The sequence below is a fragment of the Nocardiopsis sp. TRM 82005 genome, from assembly GCF_056312425.1.
Genome location: NZ_JBWDTQ010000011.1, coordinates 45094 through 66854, shown reverse-complemented (window position 1 = coordinate 66854; position 21761 = coordinate 45094). Strand labels below are relative to the sequence as shown.

The 21761-nt window shown below is 71.5% G+C and carries 22 protein-coding genes; 11 read left to right on the top strand and 11 right to left on the bottom strand.

Features of this window, described 5'->3' with window-relative positions; translation table 11 throughout:
- Window positions 1-9 precede the first annotated feature (9 nt).
- A complete protein-coding gene (locus AC0T5L_RS07925; protein WP_476164742.1) occupies window positions 10-660 on the top strand; it encodes a pyridoxamine 5'-phosphate oxidase family protein in 651 nt (216 codons plus the stop codon).
- 48 nt (window positions 661-708) lie between these two features.
- Here AC0T5L_RS07925 and AC0T5L_RS07920 read toward each other — a convergent pair whose 3' ends face one another.
- Entirely contained in the window at window positions 709-1857 is a 1149-nt protein-coding gene (locus AC0T5L_RS07920) for a hypothetical protein (protein WP_476164741.1), read from the bottom strand.
- Between the two features lie 267 nt (window positions 1858-2124).
- On the opposite strand from AC0T5L_RS07920, the gene thiD reads away from it, so the two are divergent.
- Together thiD and AC0T5L_RS07910 are read left to right on the top strand one after the other, a co-directional pair.
- Window positions 2125-2946, top strand: coding sequence for a bifunctional hydroxymethylpyrimidine kinase/phosphomethylpyrimidine kinase (thiD, locus tag AC0T5L_RS07915; RefSeq protein ID WP_476164740.1), 822 nt, complete (start codon window positions 2125-2127; stop codon window positions 2944-2946).
- A 106-nt stretch (window positions 2947-3052) separates the two neighbouring features.
- A complete protein-coding gene (locus tag AC0T5L_RS07910; RefSeq protein WP_476164739.1) occupies window positions 3053-3244 on the top strand; it encodes a CsbD family protein in 192 nt (63 codons plus the stop codon).
- Window positions 3245-3333: 89 nt separating this feature from the next.
- On the opposite strand, the gene AC0T5L_RS07905 is transcribed toward AC0T5L_RS07910, so the two are convergent.
- The 5 genes from AC0T5L_RS07905 to AC0T5L_RS07885 form a co-directional block, all read right to left on the bottom strand.
- Window positions 3334-6261 (bottom strand): glycoside hydrolase family 2 TIM barrel-domain containing protein, encoded by a 2928-nt coding sequence (locus tag AC0T5L_RS07905; protein WP_476164738.1) that lies wholly within the window; start codon window positions 6259-6261, stop codon window positions 3334-3336.
- Between the two features lies 1 nt (window position 6262).
- Window positions 6263-8410: an alpha-galactosidase gene (locus AC0T5L_RS07900; RefSeq protein WP_476164737.1), complete on the bottom strand. Its 2148-nt coding sequence runs from the start codon at window positions 8408-8410 to the stop codon at window positions 6263-6265.
- Window positions 8407-9306, bottom strand: a complete 900-nt coding sequence (locus tag AC0T5L_RS07895; RefSeq protein ID WP_476164736.1) for a carbohydrate ABC transporter permease — start codon at window positions 9304-9306, stop codon at window positions 8407-8409. Before AC0T5L_RS07895 ends, AC0T5L_RS07900 begins: the two co-directional genes overlap by 4 nt.
- Window positions 9303-10187: a carbohydrate ABC transporter permease gene (locus AC0T5L_RS07890; RefSeq protein WP_476164735.1), complete on the bottom strand. Its 885-nt coding sequence runs from the start codon at window positions 10185-10187 to the stop codon at window positions 9303-9305. Before AC0T5L_RS07890 ends, AC0T5L_RS07895 begins: the two co-directional genes overlap by 4 nt.
- A 117-nt stretch (window positions 10188-10304) precedes the next feature.
- A complete protein-coding gene (locus AC0T5L_RS07885) occupies window positions 10305-11603 on the bottom strand; it encodes an ABC transporter substrate-binding protein (protein ID WP_476164734.1) in 1299 nt (432 codons plus the stop codon).
- A 200-nt stretch (window positions 11604-11803) separates the two neighbouring features.
- On the opposite strand from AC0T5L_RS07885, the gene AC0T5L_RS07880 reads away from it, so the two are divergent.
- The 5 genes from AC0T5L_RS07880 (at window position 11804) to AC0T5L_RS07860 (ending at window position 16811) form a co-directional block, all read left to right on the top strand.
- Entirely contained in the window at window positions 11804-12598 is a 795-nt protein-coding gene (locus AC0T5L_RS07880) for a DeoR/GlpR family DNA-binding transcription regulator (RefSeq protein WP_476164733.1), read from the top strand.
- Window positions 12595-13677, top strand: coding sequence for a galactose-1-phosphate uridylyltransferase (gene galT / locus AC0T5L_RS07875; RefSeq protein WP_476164732.1), 1083 nt, complete (start codon window positions 12595-12597; stop codon window positions 13675-13677). The genes AC0T5L_RS07880 and galT overlap by 4 nt, the downstream gene beginning before the upstream one ends.
- Window positions 13674-14663 carry a UDP-glucose 4-epimerase GalE gene (gene galE, locus AC0T5L_RS07870; protein WP_476164731.1) on the top strand — a complete coding sequence of 330 codons (990 nt, stop codon included), beginning with the start codon at window positions 13674-13676 and terminating at the stop codon, window positions 14661-14663. The genes galT and galE overlap by 4 nt, the downstream gene beginning before the upstream one ends.
- Entirely contained in the window at window positions 14656-15795 is a 1140-nt protein-coding gene (galK, locus tag AC0T5L_RS07865) for a galactokinase (protein WP_476164730.1), read from the top strand. Before galE ends, galK begins: the two co-directional genes overlap by 8 nt.
- Window positions 15796-15896: 101 nt before the next feature.
- A complete protein-coding gene (locus AC0T5L_RS07860) occupies window positions 15897-16811 on the top strand; it encodes a Gfo/Idh/MocA family protein (protein ID WP_476164729.1) in 915 nt (304 codons plus the stop codon).
- A 31-nt stretch (window positions 16812-16842) separates the two neighbouring features.
- Here the strand turns inward: AC0T5L_RS07860 and AC0T5L_RS07855 are convergent, their stop codons facing one another.
- Window positions 16843-17109 (bottom strand): GlsB/YeaQ/YmgE family stress response membrane protein, encoded by a 267-nt coding sequence (locus AC0T5L_RS07855; RefSeq protein ID WP_476164728.1) that lies wholly within the window; start codon window positions 17107-17109, stop codon window positions 16843-16845.
- A 233-nt stretch (window positions 17110-17342) separates the two neighbouring features.
- On the opposite strand from AC0T5L_RS07855, the gene AC0T5L_RS07850 reads away from it, so the two are divergent.
- Window positions 17343-17738, top strand: a complete 396-nt coding sequence (locus tag AC0T5L_RS07850; protein WP_476164727.1) for a helix-turn-helix domain-containing protein — start codon at window positions 17343-17345, stop codon at window positions 17736-17738.
- 78 nt (window positions 17739-17816) lie between these two features.
- Here the strand turns inward: AC0T5L_RS07850 and AC0T5L_RS07845 are convergent, their stop codons facing one another.
- The 3 genes from AC0T5L_RS07845 to AC0T5L_RS07835 all read right to left on the bottom strand — a co-directional run bounded on the left by AC0T5L_RS07845 (window position 17817) and on the right by AC0T5L_RS07835 (window position 19897).
- Window positions 17817-18437: an ATP-dependent Clp protease proteolytic subunit gene (locus tag AC0T5L_RS07845; RefSeq protein WP_476164726.1), complete on the bottom strand. Its 621-nt coding sequence runs from the start codon at window positions 18435-18437 to the stop codon at window positions 17817-17819.
- Window positions 18434-19093: a ClpP family protease gene (locus AC0T5L_RS07840; protein WP_476164725.1), complete on the bottom strand. Its 660-nt coding sequence runs from the start codon at window positions 19091-19093 to the stop codon at window positions 18434-18436. The genes AC0T5L_RS07845 and AC0T5L_RS07840 overlap by 4 nt, the downstream gene beginning before the upstream one ends.
- A 183-nt stretch (window positions 19094-19276) precedes the next feature.
- Complete coding sequence (locus AC0T5L_RS07835; RefSeq protein WP_476164724.1) at window positions 19277-19897, bottom strand: TetR/AcrR family transcriptional regulator; 621 nt, start codon at window positions 19895-19897, stop codon at window positions 19277-19279.
- Between the two features lie 132 nt (window positions 19898-20029).
- Here AC0T5L_RS07835 and AC0T5L_RS07830 point away from each other — a divergent pair, with 132 nt between their 5' ends.
- Together AC0T5L_RS07830 and AC0T5L_RS07825 are read left to right on the top strand one after the other, a co-directional pair.
- Window positions 20030-20788, top strand: coding sequence for an SDR family NAD(P)-dependent oxidoreductase (locus AC0T5L_RS07830; protein ID WP_476164723.1), 759 nt, complete (start codon window positions 20030-20032; stop codon window positions 20786-20788).
- Window positions 20785-21144, top strand: coding sequence for a DMT family transporter (locus tag AC0T5L_RS07825; protein WP_476164722.1), 360 nt, complete (start codon window positions 20785-20787; stop codon window positions 21142-21144). The genes AC0T5L_RS07830 and AC0T5L_RS07825 overlap by 4 nt, the downstream gene beginning before the upstream one ends.
- A gap of 79 nt (window positions 21145-21223) precedes the next feature.
- Here the strand turns inward: AC0T5L_RS07825 and AC0T5L_RS07820 are convergent, their stop codons facing one another.
- Window positions 21224-21700: a MarR family winged helix-turn-helix transcriptional regulator gene (locus tag AC0T5L_RS07820; protein ID WP_476164721.1), complete on the bottom strand. Its 477-nt coding sequence runs from the start codon at window positions 21698-21700 to the stop codon at window positions 21224-21226.
- Window positions 21701-21761 lie beyond the last annotated feature (61 nt).

Here is a 21761-nt window from a genome sequence, read left to right as displayed (position 1 = left end):
GAGGCAGTGATGCGCGAGACCTCCCCACAGCATGTACCCGGCAGCGCGGGTGAACGCCGCGTGCAGGAGATAACCGGCACGGGCGAGCGCGCCGAACGCTTCTACCGCGACCAGATGCTCGACCACCTGAACCCGCGGATGCGCGAGTTCGTCGCCCGGCAGGAGATGTTGTTCATCGCCACCTCGGACCGCGGCGGCGAGTGCGATTCCAGCTTCCGCGCGGGGCCGCCCGGCTTCGTCCACGTGATCGACGAGCACACTCTGGCCTATCCGGAGTTCCGGGGCAACGGTGTGTTCGCCAGCGTGGGCAACATCCTGGAGAACCCGCACGTGGGCCTGATGTTCATGGACTTCGCACGCGACCGCATCGGACTGCACGTCAACGGCCGCGCGACCCTGCTGGAGGACGTGGAGCTGCGACGCCACATCCCGGGCCTGCCCGAGCCCGACGTCCCCGGCCAGCGTGCCCTGATGTGGACCGTCGTGCACGTGGAGGAGGCCTACATCCACTGCCGCAAACACATCCCGCACCTACGCAAGGTCGACCGGGACGAGGACTGGGGCACCGACGACACCCTGCGCAAGGGCGGCGACTTCTTCTCGGCCAAGAGCACCCCCAAGCAGTGGAGTGAGCCCTCCGCTCCCGCCTATCCGTCCTGACCGGCGAGCCGCCGCCTGGCCTCCAGCGAGGCCGGGCGGCGGCCCCGTCTACATCAGGGTGTTGAGCAGCGGCCCGAACTCCTGGTCGTCGGTGTACAGCGAGACCGTCTCGGCCTCGCGGTCCACCTCCACCGCCACGGCGCTCAGGCGGGGCGGGACGTCCCCCTCCTCGGAGCGCCACCAGTACAGCTGGGAGCTGATGGGCTTGTCCGCGTCCGCGACGAAGCGCTCGGCGAGCTCCTGAAGGCGTTCCATCGCCGTGATCGGGTGCCCCTGGCCCAACGGGTGCGCCAGAAGCACCTGCGGCACCGGGAACGCGACGAGCGCGCCGTGCGGTGCCCTCCCCAGATGCCGGTCCAGGACGTGCACCTGCGCCGAGACGTAGGGGTGCTGACCCCCGACGTGGACGATCCCCACCCCGTCGATCTCGTGCTCGCTGGTCTCCACCGGCTCGGACACGGTGTGGGCGACGGCCTCGGCGAAGGCCTCCTCGGTGGACCGGCCCGACCGCTCCCGGGCGCGGCGGCTGAGCGGCTGAACGCTGTCGGGGAGGTCCACCGCCACGGTCTGCCACAGCCCGGGGGCGACTTCCCTGGCCACGAGCTTGTCGATCACGCCCTCGGGAAAGGCGCTGTCGGGGTAGAGCCGGACCCGCAGCCGCTCGTCTGGCACGGAGTCCTGTTCCCGCGAACGCGCGATCTGCTGGGCCACCGCCTGGGCGAAGCGGCCCGCCGCCTCGAAGGCCTCGTCCACGGAGGCGTTCTCCACCTCGGCCAGGTAGGCGCTGACGTCGATGGTGGCACGGTCGCCTTCGGACAGCGGCAGGCTCAGGACCTGTGGTGACTCGAAGCGCGCGTCGATGCCCATGTGTTCGAAGACCGCGATCAGGGCGCCCCGGCCGTGGTCGTCGGAGCGCGGCGGGTAGTGGGTCCCCAGGGCCACGCCCCGCTCACGGAACATGCGCATCGTGGCGCGGACGACCTCGTCGGCCATCTGCGGGTACTGCTCAACGGGGTGGGAGCGGGCACGCTCGACCGCGTCCGCGTAGTCGGTGTCGAAGGGGTCGGCGCCGGGCAGGGGGACGCGCACACCCGTCGCGGACAGCCGTTCGGCACGGATGTCCGCACGGTGGTAGGCCTCCACCAGGAGAGCGACGAAGTCCGTGTCCCCGCCGCCGGGGTTCGATGTCTGTGCCATACAGCGTGTGACTCCTCGTTCACGGCCGTGGTTCGCGTGCTCCAAAGGGGACTCGCGCGTTCCCGGGGGTGTACCTGGTACCGGGGTGCCGTCTCCCGCCCCCCAGTATCAACGGCCGGTGACGCGGTACGCGCCCGGCTGGAACGCACGTCACGAGCAGCTGGAACACCTTGCTTGCCCGTTGTGCTGCAATTGTTCACAGGTCCGCGGGGCCTGTGAGGATTCATGGGCCCGCAACAGCACATCGAAGAGGAGGGTTGGTGTCCGATGACCAACCGCGCGTACGTGATCGCAGGGTCGGAGGCCACCGGCGGCGCTGGCGTCCAGGCCGATCTCAAGGCCTTCCAGGAGCTGGGTGTCTACGGCATGGGGACGATCACCTGCATCGTTTCCTTCGATCCGAAGAACGGCTGGGGCCACCGCTTCGTCCCGATCGCCCCGGACGTCATCGCCGACCAGATCGAGGCAGCGACCTCATGCCATGACCTGGACGTGGTCAAGCTCGGCATGCTCGGCACCCCGGACACCATCGACGTGGTCGCCGAGGGGCTGCGCCGCCAGCCGTGGCGGCACGTGGTCCTGGATCCCGTGCTGATCTGCAAGGGGCAGGAGCCGGGGGCCGCGCTGGACACCGACAAGGCACTCACCGCGCAGATCCTGCCGTTGGCCACCGTGATCACGCCCAACCACTTCGAGGCGCGCACCCTCGCGGGCATGGAGAGCATCGAGACGGTGGACGACCTGATCGAGGCCGCGCACCGCATCCACGAGCTGGGCCCTCGGCACGTCGTGGTCAAGGGCGGTGTGGAGCTGCCCGGACCGGACGCGGTGGACGTGTACTTCGACGGCGAGGAGGTGACCGTCCTCAGCGCGCCCAAGATCGGCGACGCGCGGGTGAGCGGCGCGGGCTGCACCTTCGCCGCCGCGATCACCGCTGAGCTGGCCAGGGGCAGCGGCATGGGGGAGGCCGCGGACGTGGCCAAGGCGATGGTGCGTGAGGGCATCAGCCGCCGGGTGGGCACGCACGCACCGTTCGCCTCGGTGGCCGCGGTCGCGCCGCAGGTTCAGAGGTTCGGACACCAGGCCTGACCTGCACATTGACCGTTATGTCCAGGTTTTCGCTCTACCTATGATTGCGGACCCCGCCGGACGGTTATGGGTGTGGACAGGACCGGAAGCCGAGCAGGAGGTGGGTATGACCGAGCGCGATCAGGCCCACAACAAGGCTGAGGAGTTCAAGGGAAAGGCCAAGGAGGGCCTCGGCAGGGCCACGGACAACGAGCAGTGGCAGGCCGAGGGCAAGGCCGAGGAGAAGTCCTCGAAGCTCAAGCAGGCCGGGGAGAAGATCAAGGACACCCTGACCGGGAACGACAAGCCCGGCAGGTAGCGGTCTCAGGCCCCCGGTGACGCGGGGAGGCGCCGGTGCGCCGGCGCCTCCCCGTTCGCGTGCGGCGAGCACGCCGGCTGCTCGCGGCGTCAGCCGACCGGGGAGAACCCGAGCCGGAGCCTGTGTTCCCCGGCCGCGAGGCGGTGTCCGGGGAGCACGCCGGGTCCGCACGAGGCTGAGCCGATGCCGTGATGGGCCAGGTCCAGGTGCAGGTGTACCCGACCGCTGGGGACCAGCTCGTGGGTGTGGCCGGCCGCGTCGAGCGCCGCCGTGTCCCAGCGGCGTGCGGAGAAGTCGAACACCGGGTCGCCCTCCACCCGCAGGCCCGTCCCGTCAGCCCCGCGTATGACGAGCCACCTGGCGTCCGTGCGGTTGCCGTTCTCCTGGGGCCGCAGGTAGGGGATCTGGAGGCCGTCGACGGTACTGGAGAAACGGCCCACCCTCGCTGCCTGGGCCACGTCCCGGTATGCCTCACCGGGACCCCGCCCGAACCACTCCACCTCTCCAAGGGAGCCGGGCAGGGCGGTGCGCACACCGAAGCGCGGCAGGGGGCAGGGCCAGTCCCCCTCGGACTCGGCCTCCACGGTCAGAAGCAGGAGCCCGCCGGCCGAGCCCCACCGGTGGACGACGCGCATGCCGAAGTCGACCGCGGCCGGGGCCAGTCTGGTCCGGACGACGAACTCGTCCCCCTCCCACCCGGTGGAGAGCAGACGCGTGGTGAGCCGGTCCAGGCCGGACCGCCGCCACAGGGCGGCCACGGAGATCCCGTGCGGGGCCACGTCGTTGTCGGTCGGGGCGCGCCAGAGGTCCACCTCGGGCTGGTGCACGGGCAGTCCGCCGACCGAGAGCAGAGCTCCGGTCTCCGCGTCCAGCAGGCCCGGGCCGATCCGCAAGGTGCCGTCTCCGGCGGCTGGCGGCGCGTGGCGGGCCGAGCCCCCCGCCCCGCCACGCGAGGACGTGTCCGCGTCCTCGGGAACGTCCACCCGTGCCTGTCCCCAGGCCAGTTCGTGCCCAGCCGGGGCCCAGGGCTCCTCCCCGGCCAGCCGGGCGGACACGGTCAACCAGGTCTCCCCGCCTCCGGACGGCTCGGGCAGCGCGGGCAACGGCACGTCGGCGGCCGCTCCGGGCGCGAGGACCGGCACCTCCAGGACGCCCTCACCGAGCAGCACGCCCTCCTCCTCCACACGCCAGGAGAAGGCCAGGCCCGAGGTGTCCCGGAAGTCCCAGGTGTTGGTGACGGCGACGGTTCCGGTCACCGGGTCAGGGCCCACCCTCACGGGTTCGATGGTCCTGGCGTACGCGGTCAGCCCCGGACTGGGCGTGCGGTCGGGGAACAGCAGGCCGTCCGCGACGAAGTTGCCGTCGTGCACGACCTCGCCGAAGTCGCCTCCGTAGGCGAACCACTCGGTGCCGTCCGGTTCCCGGCGGCGGATCCCGTGGTCGATCCACTCCCAGATGAATCCGCCCTGGCAGCGGTCGTGCCGCTCGAACAGCCGCTGGTACTCCTCCAGCGCCCCCGGGCCGGTTCCCATGGCGTGGCCGTACTCGCACAGGACGAAGGGCAGCCCGCGCCGGTGGGCGTCATCGCTCTCGTCGGCCGTCTTGCCCTCCTCGCCCCGGCCGATGGCGTCCACCTCGTCGTGCGGCGCGTACATGCGCGAGTACACGTCCACGTACGGGCTGTCGCGCTCACCCTCGTAGTGGACCGGCCGGGAAGGATCGTGCTCGCGCGTCCACTCCGCCATGGCCCTCAGGTTCCCGCCGGCCCCGGCCTCGTTGCCCAGGGACCACAGGATGACGCTGGGATGGTTGCGGTCCCGCCCGACGGTGCGGCGCATCCGGTCCAGGTAGGCGTCGAGCCAGCGCGGGTCGTCGGAGGGGTTGCCGCGCCATCCGACCTCCTCGAACCCGTGGGTCTCCAGGTCGCACTCGTCCACGACCCACAGGCCCAGTTCGTCGCACAGGTCCAGGAAGTCGGGGTGGGGCGGATAGTGGCTGGTGCGCACCGCGTTGACGTTGTGCCGCTTCATCAGCAGCACGTCCTCGCGCATGGTCTCCCGGGGTACGGCACGGCCGTGGTCGGGGTGCCACTCGTGCCGGTTCACCCCCCGAAGCAGCAGCGGACGTCCGTTGACGCGCAGCAGCCCGCCGGAGACCTCCACGGTCCGGAAGCCGACCCGCGTCCGGACCCGCTCCCCCGGCGCACGCACCTGCGCGTCGTAGAGGCGAGGCACCTCGGCCGACCACGGCTCCACCGCACCGACCGCGTGCTCCACACCCGCGGCCGCGTCCACGAGCCCCAGTTCGGGAACGCTGACCAGGGCGTCCGGTGCCCCCTCCACGTCGATCCGCAGGGTTCCCGTCCCGGTGGTGTGGTCGTAGGCGGCGTGTACGGCGAGATCGTCGATCCCCGCCGGGGGCCGGGCGGTGAGGGTGACGTCGCGGAAGATCCCGGACAGCCACCACATGTCCTGGTCCTCCAGGTAGCTGGCCGCCGACCACTGGTGGACGCGGACGGCCAGGGTGTTGCGTCCGGGGCGCAGCAGGTGACCGACGTCGAACTCGGCGGCCAGGCGGCTCCCGGTGGAGAAGCCCAGCTCGGCGCCGTTGAGCCAGGCCCGGAAGCAGGAGTCGACCCCGTCGAAGCGCAGCACCGCCTCGCCCCGCGGCCACTCGCCGGGCAGGTCGAAGACCCGCCGGTGGTCGCCGGTCGGGTTGTCGTCGGGCACGTGCGGGGGGTCGACCGGGAAGGGATAGGAGATGTTCGTGTAGGCGGGGGCTCCGTGGCCGTGCAGCTGCCAGTGCGCGGGCACGGGAAGGTCGGACCACCCGGAGTCGTCGAAGCCGGGGCCCTCGAACCCGTCGGTGCCGGCCTCGGCCCGGGGAAGCAGCCGGAACCGCCATGTGCCGTTCAGGTCCAGCGAGGGGGCGTCGGAGACGAAGCGGGCCCGGGGCGCGCGTGTCCCCCGGGAAGGGGCGAAGTCCTCCAGGTAGGCGGGCTTGCGGGGTGCGGGCACGTCAGACCTCCCTCAGGTGCAGGAGCAGGGCTTGGGCCGGGTTGAGGTTGGGCGGTTGCACGCCGGCGCGGGTGAGCACCGCGCCCGACACGGTCGCCCCGCCCTCGGCGAACCATGCGGGAAGCACGTGCTGCATGGTCGAGGGCGGGCCTGTCTCCTGCCGCCACACCAGGCGGTAGGTCCGGTCCGGGCACAGGCCGGGCAGCCGGACCCGTCCGGGCAGGGCGCGTGCGGAGGTGGCCAGCCGGGCGTACCGAAACACCGCCTCGCTCCTGTCCGGGGCGACCACCCCGTCCAACTGTTCGGAGGGGTCGGACGGATCGGCGTGGACGGCCTCGCCCGAGTGCAGCAGCGGGCGCAGCTCCTTGTACAGGCTGATCCAGGAGGCCAGAGCCCCGAGTTCGTCGTCGGTGCACTGGGTGATGTCCCACTCGATGCCGGCGTGCGACATCAGGCTGGCCAGGCAGCGGAAGGGCAGGTCGGCGTCGCGTCCGGTGGTGTGCGCGGTGCGCCCCCCGACGTGGCTTCCGACCAGCTCGGGCGGCAGCAGCAGGGCGGTCCAGCGCTGGATGGCCAGCCGTTCCAGGGGATCGTTGGTGTCGGAGGCCCACACGCGGTCGGTGCGCTCCAGGATGCCCAGGTCCACACGGCCGCCACCGGAGGAGCAGGACTCGATCTCCAGACCGGGGTGGCGCTCGCGCAGCCGGTCGAGCAGCGCGTAGACGGCCAGGGTCTGCCGGTGTGTTCCGGCTCCGCCGGTGGGTGCGTGCACGGGTTCGAGCAGGTCGCGGTTGTGGTCCCACTTGAGATAGTCGAGCCGGTACTCGGCGACCAGCGCGTCCAGGTGCTCGAACACGTACTGGAAGGCCTCTGGGCGGGACAGGTCCAGCAGCTGCTGGTTGCGGCTGGGCAGCGCCATGCGCCCCTCCGCGGCCAGGATCCACTCGGGATGCGCGCGCGCCAGGTCGGAGTCGGGGTTGACCATCTCCGGCTCCACCCACAACCCGACCTGCATGCCCCGGTCCCGGACATGGTCGAAGAGCGGGTGCAGGCCCTCGGGCCATACGCCGGTGTCCACCGTCCAGTCGCCGAGCCCGGCGGTGTCGTCCCGGCGCCCCCGGAACCAGCCGTCGTCCAGTACGAACCGCTCCACGCCGATCCCGGCGGCGGTGTCGGCGAGCCGCCTGAGTTTGGCGAGATCGTGGTCGAAGTAGACGGCCTCCCACGTGTTGAGGACCACCGGGCGCGGGGAGGAGGGATGCCCCGGCCGTGCGCGCAGCCAGCCGTGGACGCGCGCGGACATACCGTCCAGCCCCTGGTCGGACCAGGACAGGAGCACCCACGGCGTGGAGTAGGACTCCCCGCGCGCGAGGCGGACCTCGCCGGGGTGGAGCAGCTCGCCGCCCGCGATCACGCCGTCGGCCTGCCCGGCGCCCTCTGGCAGGCGCTCGGCCAGGTGGACGTGGTCGCCGCTCCATGCGGTGTGCACGCCCCAGACCTCGCCGCCGCGGAACCCGAACCCGGGTGTCCCGGCGGTGAGCAGCAGCGGGGCGTCGTGTCCGGTCCGGCCGCGGCGCGAGGCGCGCAGCCTGGTGCCCATGGAAAGGCCCTGACGCTGGGGTGAGCGCTCGCGGCACCAGCGCCCGGTCAGGTCCAGGACCTCCTCCGCCTCCCGCGGCAGGGGCAGCGTGACCCGGAGGGTGTCCAGGGTCCAGGGCTCGGCGTCGGTGTTGGAGACCGTGTTGCGGGCGCGGACCAGCCCGGAGGTCTCCATCCGCAGTTCGCAGCGCAGCTCCAGCCCGGGGGTCTCGGCCAGGACCGTGAGTATCCCGCCGGCGCCGGGCGCCGCGTCCTCCAGCGGGTCGGAGGCGACCTCGCGGACGGTCCAGTCGGGGAAGGTGACCCGGCCCTCGTGGTGCCCGGCGATCCCGGGGTGGCCGCGCCACCCCTCGGCCTGGGTGGGTACCAGCGACATCCACTGGGACACGTCCACCCCGTTGTGCGCGGCAGGGGGCGACGAGACGGCGGCGAGCCCCCCGGTGTCGGACAGGTCGGCGCCCCAGTGCAGGACGTGGGGCAGCCCGGTCTCGGGCACGCCGAGGACCAGTGCGGTCCCCGCCGCGCTGAGGTGAACGGTGCGGTACGTCAACCTTTACTCGCTCCCAAGGTGAGTCCGGCGACAAAGTGGCGCTGCAACAGGAAGAACACGATCAGCGTCGGCAGGGCGACGATGATCGAGCCCGCCGAGAGCAGGTTGTAGTCCACGAAGAAGGCGCTCTGAAGGTTCTGTAGGGCGGTGGTGATGGGCAGCTTGTCCCCGCTGGACAGCAGCGCCAGCGCCCAGAAGAAGTCGTTGTAGATCCACGTGACCAGCAGCGTGGCCAGGGCGGCCAGGCTCGGGCGGCACAGCGGGAGCACGATCCTCCAGTACTGCTGGAAGACCGACGCCCCGTCCACCTTGGCCGCTTCCAGCAGCGAGGTGGGCATGGCCTTCATGAAGTTGCTCAGCACGAACGTGCAGAAGCCGATCTGGAAGGCCGTGTGGATGAGGACGATGCCGGTGTGGCTGTCGTAGAGGGACCCGGACTCGCTGATCCAGTACGGCAGCTGGATGGCGTTGTAGAGCCGGAACAGCGGCACGAGCAGGGCCTGGGGAGGCAACAGGTTCGCGGCGAGGAACACCGCGAGCATCACCAGGTTGAACCCGCGCGAGTACTGGGACAGCACGAAGGCCGCGCAGGAGGACAGGAACAGCGTCAGCGCCACAGCGGGGACCGTGATGACCAGCGAGTTCCAGAAGTAGCCGGGGAGCTCGCCCTGGTTCCAGGCGTTGGCGTAGTTGTCCAGGGTGAATCCGCCCAGGGACAGGTAACCGTGCAGCGCGGTGTAGTCGTAGTCTCGGAAGGAGTTGATGAGCGCCCACAGGACGGGGAAGAACCACGCCAGCGCGGTGGCGCCGAGGAAGGCGTGCAGCAGCGCCCGGGCCGGGCGGACCCTGCGGCGGCGGTACTGCCGGGAGGCGTCGGGGAGGGTCGTGGCGGTCACCGGTAGGCCCCTCTCAGCATGGTGGACACGTAGACGATGATGAACACCAGCGAGATCACCAGCATGATCACGGCCAGCGCCGAGCCGAAGCCCACCCGGCTGGCCTCGCCGATGACGTTGGAGGTCACCAGCGCCGATATCAGTTCCAGGCCGTTGCGGCCCCGGTTGATGATCCACACGATGTCGAAGGCGCGCAGCGCGTCGATGACGGTCACGACGAGCACGACCAGGTTGATGGGCAGCAGGGCGGGGAAGACGACCCGGGTGAACGTGCGCACCGGTCCGGCGCCGTCGATGGCGGCGGCCTCGCGCAGGGAGGGGTCGACCGCCTTCAGTCCGGCCAGGTAGAGCAGCATGATGTACCCGGTGTGCCGCCACCCGGCCGCGACCAGCACCGCGTACAGGTTGATGTCGGAGTCACCGAACCAGTCCACGGGCTGGACGTCGGCGACCACGGTGAGGAAGGCGTTGAGCAGCCCCTGGTCGCGGGAGTAGATGAGCTGCCAGATGAACCCGACCAGGGCCAGTGACAGCACGACCGGCATGTAGAAGACGCTCTGGTAGACCGACCCGCCGCGCAGCTCCCGGTCGAGCAGCACCGCCAGGAGCATGCCGAGGAGGGTGGGGACCGCGAACAGGGCCACCAGCCAGATCAGGTTGTTGCGCAGCGCCGGTTCGAACGGCGGATAGATCGTGAACGCGTCCGTGTAGTTCTGCGCACCGACCCACTCGATGGTCTCCAGGCCGCCGATGCCGTCCCAGCGGGTGAACGACAGGATGACCGTGGCCATCGCGGGCAGCCACACCAGGCCCACCACGAGCAGGGCGGGTGCGCCCAGCATCAGCGCGAGGGTGATCCGGTCCCCTCTGCTGTTGCGCATGCCCGTGCGCGGGTGCCGGGACGCGCCCGGTCGGCGCGATGGTCCCTCTCCGGACCGTGTGGCCCGTTCCTGAGGCGGTGAGGGGGCGTTCGACACCACACCTTTCTCCCTTCTGGTTCACCGGCCGAAGATGGACAGCTTCTGGCGTTGGATGGTGGCGGTCAGATCGGCGATGTCGTCGGGCTGGCGCACGAAGCGCTGCAAGGCCGGGATCATGACGACGGACGCGAAGTCGGGACGGGTGTCCCGGTCCATGTACTGGGTGAGCGCACCGGCGTTGGCGATCATGTCGTTGACCTTGGCGTCCAGGGGGTCGAACCCGCTGGTGTCGGCATCCAGGTGGGTGGGCAGCGCCTGCGGATCGATCGCGGTGTAGAGCTCCTGCGCCTCCAGGGTGCCCATGTGTCCCACGAGCTCTCGGGCTCCCTCGGGGTTGCGCGGGTCCCCGGAGACCATGAACCCGTCGATGGGCGCCTCGACCGCGTCGGCTCCGATCTCGGAGTCGAACTCGGGGAAGGCGAAGCAGTCCAGGTCGTCCAGGTCCTCCCCCTCGGGGAAGACGTGGGAGATGAACATGCCGCACAGCATCATCCCGGCCTCGCCCCGGACGAGCGCTGTCTGGGCCTCGTTGACGCCCCGGCCCAGAGGGTCGGGCTGGTGGTGGGGCAGCAGTTCGGCCCAGGTGCCGAAGACGCTCCTGACCTCGGGGGAGTCCCAGGAGTGGTCGCCGTTGAGCAGCTCCACGTGGAACTCCGGGCCGTTCAGCCGCAGGTTGAGGTGGTCGAACATGCCCATCGCGGGCCAGCCCTCCCGGATACCCGAGGCGAGCGGGTCGAGCCCGTCCGCACGCATCCGCTCGCACAGTCCGACGAACTCCTCGCGGGTCGTGGGGACCTCGTAACCGTTCTCCTCGAACAGGCTCTTGCGGTGGAAGACCGCCCAGGGGGCCGTGGAGTCGGGAACCATGTACTGCTTGCCGTCGGCGGCGGTGCACAAACTGCGCATCTGGTCGGTGAAGGCGCCTTGGAAGCGCCGGTCCCAGACCTCGGAGACGTCGCTGATCAGGCCGCGCTCGGCGAAGAAGCGCATCCGGTAGCCCGCGAACCAGCCGATGACGTCGTCCGGGGTGCCCTGGAGGTAGTTGTTGACGCTCTCCTGGAAGGCGGTGGACTCGAAGGTGTTGACCTCCACCGACAGCCCGGAGTCCGCCTCGAAGTTCCCGATGCTCTCGCTGACGGCCTCGCGCTGGGCGGGATTGGCCCGGTTGGAGGCCATGGTGACCGTGTTCGGGTCCCCGCGTCCGCCCGCGCCGCATCCGGCCAGGCCGGGCAGCGCGAGCAGCGTCCCGGCACCGGCCAACCCGCTCAACAGGGTGCGGCGCCGCAGGCCCGGCGGTCCCGCAGGTCTGTGGTGCATCGGGGGCTCCTCCGAACTGCTGTGAAGGCGGTCACACGGACGTTCCCCACATATTCGACACCCCGCCATTGGCTTGTCAACAGCTACCAACGTTTTCCAACAGTTTTCCTCAGCGGAATCCCACAGGATTGACAGCGGAGAGGAACATGCAAAACTAGAACCAACACGTTCACACACTTCCAATCACGCCTGGGGGGCGGATGCTGGCTGCGCAACGGCAGGAGCTGATCCTCGAACAGGTGCGGCGTATCGGGGCCGTACGGGTCGCCGACCTCGTCGAGAGCCTCGCCGTGTCGGACATGACGGTGCGCCGTGACCTCGACGCTCTGGAGAACCGGGGCGCGCTGCGCAAGGTGCACGGCGGTGCCGTCGCCCCGGACGGCGCCCGCACCGAGGAGCCCGGCTTCGAGGCCAAGTCCACGCGCCAGGAGGACGAGAAGCACGCGATCGCCCGGGCCGTCGCCGAGATGGTCGAGCCGTACAGCGCCGTCGGGCTGTCCGCGGGCACCACCACCGCCACCGTCGCCGAGTACCTCACCGAGACGCCGGGGCTGACGGTGGTCACCAACTCCCTGCGTGTGGCCGAGGTGTTCTACCAAGCCGCCCGCCCCTACCAGACCGTGGCGCTCACCGGCGGCTTCCGCACGCCCTCCGACGCACTCGTGGGGCCGCTCGCCCTCGCCTCCGTCCGCGGCCTCAACCTGGACACCCTCGTCCTGGGTGTGCACGGCATGCAGGAACGCGCCGGGTTCACCACACCCAACCTCATGGAGTCCGAGACCAACCAGGCCCTGGTGGAGGCCGCCGCCTCCCTCGTGGTCGCCGCCGACCACAGCAAGTGGGGCACGGTCGGGATCAGCACCATCGCCCCGCTGGACCGCTGCGACGTGCTGGTCACCGACTCCGGTACCGACCGAACCACCCAGGACATCCTGACCGAGCACGTGGGCCGCCTCGTGGTCGCCGACGTCCGACCGAGGAAGGAGGACGGATGAGGAGAACCTCAGCGCACCTGGCAGACGGCCGCGAGATCGTCTACTTCGACGAGGGCGACACCGTCCGCGAACCCGCTGCCGACCTACGCGATCTCCCCCCGTCCGCGACGGGCGCGGAGATGCGCTTCGACCCCCTGCTGCGCGAATGGGTGGTCGTGGCCTCCCACCGGCAGGGCCGCACCCATCTGCCCTCCAGCGACGAGTGCCCGCTGTGCCCCTCCTCGGGCGAGCGGCTGACCGAGGTCCCGGCCTCCTCCTACGATGTGGTCGCCTTCGAGAACCGCTTCCCGTCACTGGCCGCCGACGACGGCCGCGCCCTGGATGGCGTCGGGGAGCTGGAGGGGTCCCGGCGCGTGGCGGCGGGCCGCTGCGAGGTCCTCGTCTTCGGCTCCGACCACAACGCCTCCTTCGCCGACCTGACCCCCGAGCGGGCACGCACGATCATGGCCGCATGGGTCGACCGGACCGAGGCCCTGTCGGCGGTGCCGGGTGTGGAGCAGGTGTACTGCTTCGAGAACCGGGGGCCCGAGATCGGGGTGACCCTGCACCACCCGCACGGGCAGATCTACGCTCTCCCCTTCGTCACCCCGCGCACGCGGCGGATGCTCGACTCCGCCGGTGAGTACCGCGAGCGCACCGGCGGCGACCTGTTCGCCGACGTGCTGCGCGCCGAGCAGGAGGCCGAGGTCCGGGTGATCGCCCGAACCGGCCACTGGACGGCGTTCGTCCCGGCCGCGTCCCGCTGGCCCGTGGAGGTGCACCTGTACCCGCACCGCCGGGTACCCGACCTGCCCGCGCTGTCGGAGGAGGAACGCGAGGACTTCGGCCACCTGTACCTGGACGTGCTGCGCCGCATGGACACGCTCTACGGCATGCCGCTGCCCTACATCTCCGCCTGGCACCAGGCACCCGTACACGACCGACGTGACCTGGCCCGCCTGCACCTGGAACTGTTCTCGGTGCGGCGGGCCCCGAACAAGCTCAAGTACCTCGCCGGGACCGAGTCCGGCATGGGCGTGTTCGTCAACGACGTCGCGCCGGAGACCACAGCCCGGCGACTCCGGGAGGCCGCACCGTGAAACTGCTCGTGACCGGCGGTGCCGGATACGTGGGAAGCGTGGTGACCGCCCTTCTTCTCGGAGCCGGTCACGAGGTGACCGTGCTCGACGACCTGTCCACCGGGCACGGGGACGCCGTCCCCGAGGGCGCCAGGCTGGTGGTCGCCGACCTGCACGAAGCCGCCGACGTGCTGGACCCGTCCGTGGACGCCGTCCTGCACTTCGCCGCGAAATCCCTGGTGAGCGAGTCGGTGGTGGCGCCGGAGAAGTACTGGCGCACCAACGTGTCGGGGACGCTGGCGCTGCTGGAGGCCGCGCTGCGCCACGGGGTCCGGCGGCTGGTGTTCTCGTCCAGCGCCGCCACCTACGGCGAACCCGGGTCCGACGCGCCGATCAGCGAGACCGAACCGGCGGTGCCCACCAATCCGTACGGGGCGAGCAAGCTCGCCGCCGACCACATGCTGGAGTCATGGTCGCGGGCGCACGGGCTGGGTGTGGCGAGCCTGCGGTACTTCAACGTGGCCGGGGCCCACCTGGGGCTCGGCGAGCGGCACGACACGGAGACCCACCTGGTGCCGAACCTGCTGAGGGCGGCCGTCGAGGGGGGCGAGAGCGCGAAGGTGTTCGGCACCGACTACCCGACCCGCGACGGGACGGCGGTACGCGACTACCTGCACGTCGCCGACCTGGCCGAGGCACACCTGCGCGCCCTGGAACACGTACGGCCGGGCGGCTTCCGCGTTCACAACCTGGGGACCGGCGGCGGGCACAGCGTGCGCGAGGTCATCGAGGCCGTCCGGCGGGTCACCGGCCGCCCGGTGCCGGCGGTGGACGCCCCGCGCCGCGCCGGTGACCCCGCCGTCCTGGTCGCCGCCAACGGCCGGGCCCGCCGGGAGCTGGGCTGGGAGCCGGTGCGCACGCTCGACGAGACCGTGGCCGACGCGTGGGAGTTCACGCGCTCGCGCGTGCCCGTCGCTCGTGGGGAAGGGGCACAGCCGCGTGGATGACGTGACGACCGGGTTCCGCTCAGCGTTCGGATACGGGCCCGAGGGAGTGTGGACCGCGCCGGGGCGGATCAACCTCATCGGCGAGCACACCGACTACAACGACGGGTTCGTGCTCCCGTTCGCCCTGCCCCACACGCTGACCGCGGCCGCCGCCCGGAGGCCGGACGAGGCCGTGCGGCTCCGGTCCCGGCAGTCCGCGCGGGAGCGCCTGCTCCGGCTGCCGGACCTGGTGCCCGGCGCGGTGGAGGGATGGGCCGCCTACCCCGCCGGAGCGCTGTGGGTCCTGCGGGACGAGGGGTACGCGGCGGAGGGGCTGGACCTGCTGGTGGACAGCACCATCCCGACCGGTGCGGGCCTGTCCTCGTCGGCCGCGCTGACGTGCGCGACCGTCATGGCCGCGTCCTCCCTGCACGGCGCGGACCTCGAACCCGCCGAGGTCGTCCGGCTGGCCCAGCGGGTGGAGAACGACTTCGTGGGCATGCCGTGCGGAATCATGGACCAGTCCGCGTCGATGCTGTCCGCCGAGGGGCACGCCCTGTTCATGGACACGCGGTCCCTGGGGACCGAACAGGTGCCCTTCGACCCGGCGGAGGCGGGGCTCACCGTGCTGGTCGTGGACACCCGCGCCCCGCACCGGCTGGTGGAGGGCCACTACGCCGAGCGCCGGAGGTCCTGCGAGGAGGCCGCGCGCTTCCTGGGGGTGGCGGCCCTGCGCGACGTCACCGACCTGCCGGGGGCCCTGGCCGCGCTTCCGGACGAGGTGTCCCGGCGCCGGGTGCGCCACGTGGTGACCGAGAACGCGCGGGTGCTGGAGACCGTGGACCTGCTCCGGTCGGGGGATCCGCGTGCGGCCGGGCCGCTGCTCACCGCCTCCCACGCTTCCCTGCGCGACGACTACGAGGTCAGCGTCCCGGAGGTGGACACCACCGTGGACGCCCTCCTGGCAGCCGGTGCGCTGGGCGCGCGGATCACCGGCGGCGGTTTCGGCGGGTGCGTGGTCGCCCTGGTCGACACCGACCTCGTGGATGCCTGCGAAAAGGCGGTACGGGGGGCCCACCGGGAACGGGGCTTCGCCGAACCGGCGGTCTTCGGGGCCCTCCCGTCGGCGGGAGCGCGCCGCCTGCGCCTCTGAGCCGCGTGGTGCGCGGGCGGCCGCCGTCCGGGCGCACCCGCCCACCTCTATGGGAGCGCTTCCATGGACAATGGTCGGTGGTCGAGACTAGGGAGTACTGCATGGGACTCAGGTTCGGAGTGCTGGGCACGGGCTACTGGGCGGCGGAGACGCACGCCGCCGCGTTGGAAGAGCACCCCGGCGCCACCATCGCGGGGGTGTGGGGGCGCGACCCGGCGAAGGCCTCGGCACTCGCCGAGCGGTACGGGACCCGTGCCTACGACGAGGTCGACGCTCTGCTGGCCGACGTCGACGCCGTGGCGATCGCCCTGCCGCCCGACGTCCAGGCCGAGTTGGCGCTGCGCGCCGCACGTGCGGGGAAGCACCTGCTGTTGGACAAGCCCGTGGCGCTGTCGGTCGCCGCGGCCGACGAACTGGCCGCCGAGGTGGAGGAGCGCGGTCTGGCGTCGGTGGTGTTCTTCACCAGCCGCTTCTCGGACAACGTGACGGAGTTCGTGGAGTCGGCCGCCGGCGAGGGCGGCTGGAACGGGGTGCGGGCGACGCTGTTCGCGTCGATCTTCCAGCCCGGCAACCCCTTCGGCGCCTCCCCCTGGCGTAAGGAGAAGGGCGGTCTGTGGGACGTGGGGCCGCATGTGCTGTCCCTGGTACTGCCGGTACTCGGTCCGGTCACACAGGTGACGGCGCTCGCGGGACCACGGGACACCGTGCACATGCTCACCCGGCACGAGGACGGCGCGGTCGGCTCCTTCTCGGTGACGTTGGACGCCGCCCCCGAGGCACAGACCTTCGAGGTCGTGCTGCACGGCGAGCGCGGCTGGGTGACGGTGCCCGGCGGCGACCGGAGCCCGGTGGAGGCCTTCGGCGCCGCGGCCGACCGGCTGCTGGCGCAGGTGGAGGGCACTGTCGGCGACCCCTGCGACGTGCGTTTCGGCCGTGACGTGGTGGCCGTGCTTGAGGCCGCCGAGACCTCTCTGCGCCTGGGGAAGGCCGTGGATGTGGACGGGGCCGCCGGGTAGGTCCCGGCGGCCCGGAGCGGGGCGGGCCGCCTCAGGCGGTCCTGCCCCCGGCGCTCTTGGAGTAGAAGCCGTCCGCGAGGTAGACGATCGCGGCTGCCACCAGCACCTGGATGATCACTACGAAGAGCCAGAAACCGGTGAACAGGGAGGCGATCCAGCCGCCGACGAAGGCCGCCACGATGCCCAGGAGCAGGGTCAGCCAGATCGGCAGGTGCTGTTTGCCGGGAACGACGAGGCGTCCCAATGCGCCGATGATCAGTCCGACGATGATCGCGCTGATGATTCCGGTGATCTCCATGGGTTCCTCCGGATGTAGACGCTCTCTCCTCCTGCCCGCTCCGTGAAGGGGAAAACCCGGGGAACACGCGTTCGGGACGAACCTTTGGGCCGCTTTGGAGGGATCCGCGGGCGGCATCTCGGGTACTTCCACGGTCTGGTTCTGCCCTACGCAGAAGGCCTGTGGACGACTCCCCCGCGACACGGTCCGCGGCGTACGCTCGGGAGAGACCAACGCCAGACCGGGAGGCCCCGATGACCGACGTCCTACGCTCTCTGGAGGAGGCCCGCGTGGGCGGCGCCAGGGAACCGGAGGAGCCCCTCATGCGCGACCTCCTCGGTGACCTGCTGCGGCGCGCCCGGACCGAGCAGGGCCGGACTCTGCGCGAGGTGGCGGAGGATGCCCAGGTGTCGCTTCCCTACCTGTCCGAGATCGAGCGCGGGCGCAAGGAGGCCTCCTCCGAGGTGCTCGCCGCCGTCTACCGTTCTCTCGGGCTGAGCCTCGCCGAGGTACTGGGGGAGCTGTACCAGCGGACCGTGGCAGCGCCGCTCAAGCGGACCGGCACCGCCCTGGGCGACTACCGGGCCGCGGGCACCTCCACCACGACCGTGCCCGTCCACCGTGCACAGGTGCTGTCACTGGCCGCCTGAGCCCCGGCGCGCACGCGTCCCCGCCTCCCTTCCCGGAGACGGGGACGCGCCGTCCGGGGCCGGCCCCGGACGGCTCCGCTACGCGGCGCTCCTGGCGGCCGGGGCGACCTCCCGGGTCGTGATAACCCCGTCCACCAGGCCGTACTCCCTGGCCTGCTCGGCGGTGAAGATCTTGTCCCGGTCGGTGTCGGCGCGCAGGCGCTCCTGGGTCTGTCCGGTGTGCCGGGCCAGGATCTCCTCCACCTGGGAGCGGACCCGCAGGATCTCCCCGGCCTGGATCTCCAGGTCGGCGGCGACCCCCTGCCCCTCCCCGGAGGGCTGGTGCAGCAGCACCCGCGCGTGCTCCAGCGCCATCCGCTTACCGGACGTGCCCGCCGCGAGCAGCACCGCCGCCGCGGAGGCCGCCTGCCCCATGCACACCGTAGCCACGTCGGCGCGCACGAACCGCATGGTGTCGTAGATGGCGGTCAGGGCGGTGTTCGAGCCGCCGGGCGAATTGATGTAGAGCTGGATGTCGGTCTCACTCGACTCGTAGTCGAGGTGGAGCATCTGCGCCATCACCACGTTGGCGACGTCGTCGTCGATCGGCGTGCCCAGGAAGACGATCCGCTGCGAGAGCAGCCTGCTGAACACGTCGAAGGACCGCTCGCCCTGGGGCGTGCGCTCCACCACCATCGGCACCGTGTAGCGACCGCTCATCGTCCCTCTCCCCCCACCTGGGTGGCGAATCCCGGCGAACCGGCGCCCAGCCGCAGCCCGCTGCCGTTCATCTGTGACACGGACTCGACCACGTGGTCGACGAACCCGTACTCCTTGGCCTCCTGCGCGGTGAACCAGGCGTCGCGGTGCTGGTCCCGAAAGACGGTCTCCTCGGTCTGGCCGGTGTGTTTCGCGATCAGCCGCACCATGGTCTGCTTGGTGTGCGCCAGGTTCTCGGCCTGGATGGCGATGTCGGCGGCGGTCCCGCCCAGCCCTCCCGAGGGTTGGTGCATCATGATCCTCGCGTTCGGCAGGCTGTACCGCTTGCCCGGGGTACCGACACAGGCCAGGAACTGGCCCATGCTGGCGGCGAAACCCATGACCAGCGTGGACACGTCGTTGGGCACGAAGTTCATCGTGTCGTAGACCGCCAGGCCCGCCGAGATCACGCCGCCCGGACTGTTGACGGCCAGCGTGATGTCCTTGCGCGGGTCCTCGTCGGCCAGCAGCAGGATCTGCGAGCACACCCGGTTTGCGCTGGTCTCGTCGACCTGCGTGCCCAACAGCACGATGCGGCTGCGCAGCAGGCGCGCGGCCAGCTGGTCGTCGAAGGCGCCGCCGGGACCCTCCTCAGCGAGCCGTTCCTGGATCAACATGGACGCTCTCCCTCTCCCGGCCCCCTGTGCGGGGTGGTCGCCCGCCCGGCCGGTGATCCCAGCCTGCGTCGGCGGACCGTGCGGCTTCCACCGTTTCGGCCCGGGGCAGATCTGCCCATGGCAGACCCCTTCTGCCCTCACCGGAGAGCGCAGGTCACAGGGATGCCGGGAGCCCGGGCATCCTCAGGGCCGGAGGAGGAGACGGTCGACGACCTCGTGTACCCCGGCGCGGACCCGCTCCACGCCCATCCCCCGGGTCCGCCGCTGGTGGACGTAGAGAGCGGCTTCCAGCGGGGTGAGCAGGGCGTCGGCCACGTAGGCGGTGTCGGCCTCCGGACGCAGCTGCGCGACCAGGGCCGCCAGGTGCGCGTGATGTGCGGCGTAGGCCCCACTGCGGTAACGGGCCTGGGTGGAGTCGGTCTCGGCTACGGCGAGGAGTTCGGCCTGGATCTCCAGCCGGTCGACGAAGGCGTCCGCGAAGGCGTGCAGGCGTTCGAGGGGCGGCGCCCCCGGTCCGAGCGGCGGCGGCCCCTGGAGGAAGCCCCGCTGGAACCCGTACTCCTCGGCGTCGACCATCGCGTGGGTGAGCCCGGCCAGGTTTCCAAAGCGCCGGTAGACGGTTCCCACCCCGGTGCCCGCACGGGCGGCCACGGCCTCCAGGGTCAGGCCGTCCACGCCGTGCTCGGCGAGGAGCTCGTGGGCGGCCGCGACGAGGGCGCGGCGGTTGCGCGCCGCGTCAGCGCGTTCGGGGCGGGCGGCCCCGGCCATGGGCAGCGCCCGCCGCCGGGACACGGGCCCGCTCACGGCGCGGCCCTCGGGGGTTCCTGATGACCTGCGAACACGCGGAGAGTATAGCCATCCCCCACACCCCTTGTAAGTGGAATTAATTCCACTTAGCATCGGCAGTGGCAGACACACCGACACCAAGGAGCCGACATGGCCCCCAGCACTCCTTCAGGCCCCCTCGCCGGACGCGTCGCCCTGGTCACGGGCGGCAGCCGCGGGATCGGCGCCGCCGTCGTCCGCAGACTCGCCGCCGAGGGAGCGGACGTGGCGCTGACCTACCTGAACGCGGAGGATCGCGCCGAAGCCGTGGCCCGCACCGCCCGGGCCCAGGGGGTGCGCGCCCTGGCGGTGCGCGCCGACTCCGCCGACCCCGAGGCGGTACGCGGTGCCGTCGACCGGGTCCGCGAGCGGCTCGGCGGCCTCGACCTCCTGGTCAACAACGCCGGAACCGCCCCCTTCGGCCCCTTCGAGGAGGCCACCGTGGCCGAGTTCGACCACACGATGGCCGTACACACCCGTGCTGCGTTCGTCGCGGCGCAGGCCGCCGTCCGGCACATGGGGCCCGGCGGGCGGATCGTCAACATCGGGAGCAACCTGAGCGAGCGCGCCTCGCTCCCGGAGATGACCGTGTACACCACGAGCAAGGCGGCGCTGCTGGGGCTCACCCGCTCCCTGGCCCGCGAACTCGGTCAGCGGGGGATCACGGTGAACCTCGTCCACCCGGGCTCGACCGACACCGAGATGAACCCGGCGGAGGCCCCGGAGGCGGAGGCCGAGCGCGCGCTGACCGCGCTGGGCCGCTACTCCTCGCCGGATGACGTGGCCGCGTCGGTGGCCCACCTGGTCGGGCCGGACGGGCGCAGCATCACCGGGACCTCGATCCTCGTCGACGCGGGGGCGAACGCGTGAGCGGCGTGAACCTGCCCGGCTGGCTTCCGGCGGGGTGGCTGCTCCTCGGGAGCGCCGCCGCCCTGGAGGTGGTCTGGGCGCTGGCCATGAAGGAGTCGCACGGTTTCACCCGGCTGTGGCCGAGCGTTCTGACGGTCGGCGCCGCCGCCACCAGCTTCGCCCTGCTCTCCCTGGCCCTGCGCGACCTGCCCGTCGGCACGGGGTACGCGGTGTGGGTCGGGCTCGGCGCCGCGGGGGTGGTGCTGGCCGGAATCGCCTTCCTCGGGGAGGACGCGAGCCCGCTGAGGATCGTCTTCGTCCTGCTCATCCTCGCCGGAGTCGCCGGACTGCACGCCGTGGACGGACGCGTCTCCTAGGAGTCTCCCCGCCCCACGGGCGGAGGCGCCGGGTCGGGGGACGGCGGCCGCGCCGACCGGGACCCGGCCCGCGCGCCCCTCAGGTCTCTTCCAGGGCCTCGCGCAGGTCACGCAGGAGGGTGAGCACCATGGGGCGCAGCGACGGCCTTATGGCGTCGAAGACCTGCCGCTGTTTGTGCTCCATGTCCTTGCGGCGGATCGCCAGTACCCGCTCGCCCTCCTCGGTGATGGTCACCACGGTGCTGCGCTCATCACGTTCGGAACGACGGCGCGCCATCATGCCCTTGCGCTCAAGCTGTTGGATCATGCGTGTGGCGGAAGGAGAGGAAACACCGACAATCTGGGCGACCGCTCCGACACTGGGATGGTCCATCCCACGCACCGCCTCCATAAGAAGCGCCTGCGTGAGAGTGAGTTCCTCGGCGCCCCGGTGGCCGTGCCCGCTGCGGGAACGAGCGTGGATGGCCGTATTGATGAGTTCGGTCCAGGCGCGCTGAAACTCTTCGAGTTCAGCATCGTGCTGCTCGGCACGGGGCTCGTGTGGCTCGTCGGGCACGAAACGGTCCTCGCAGGCTGGGCGGGTGCCGCGGGCCCACGACCGCGCGGCGGTTTGACGT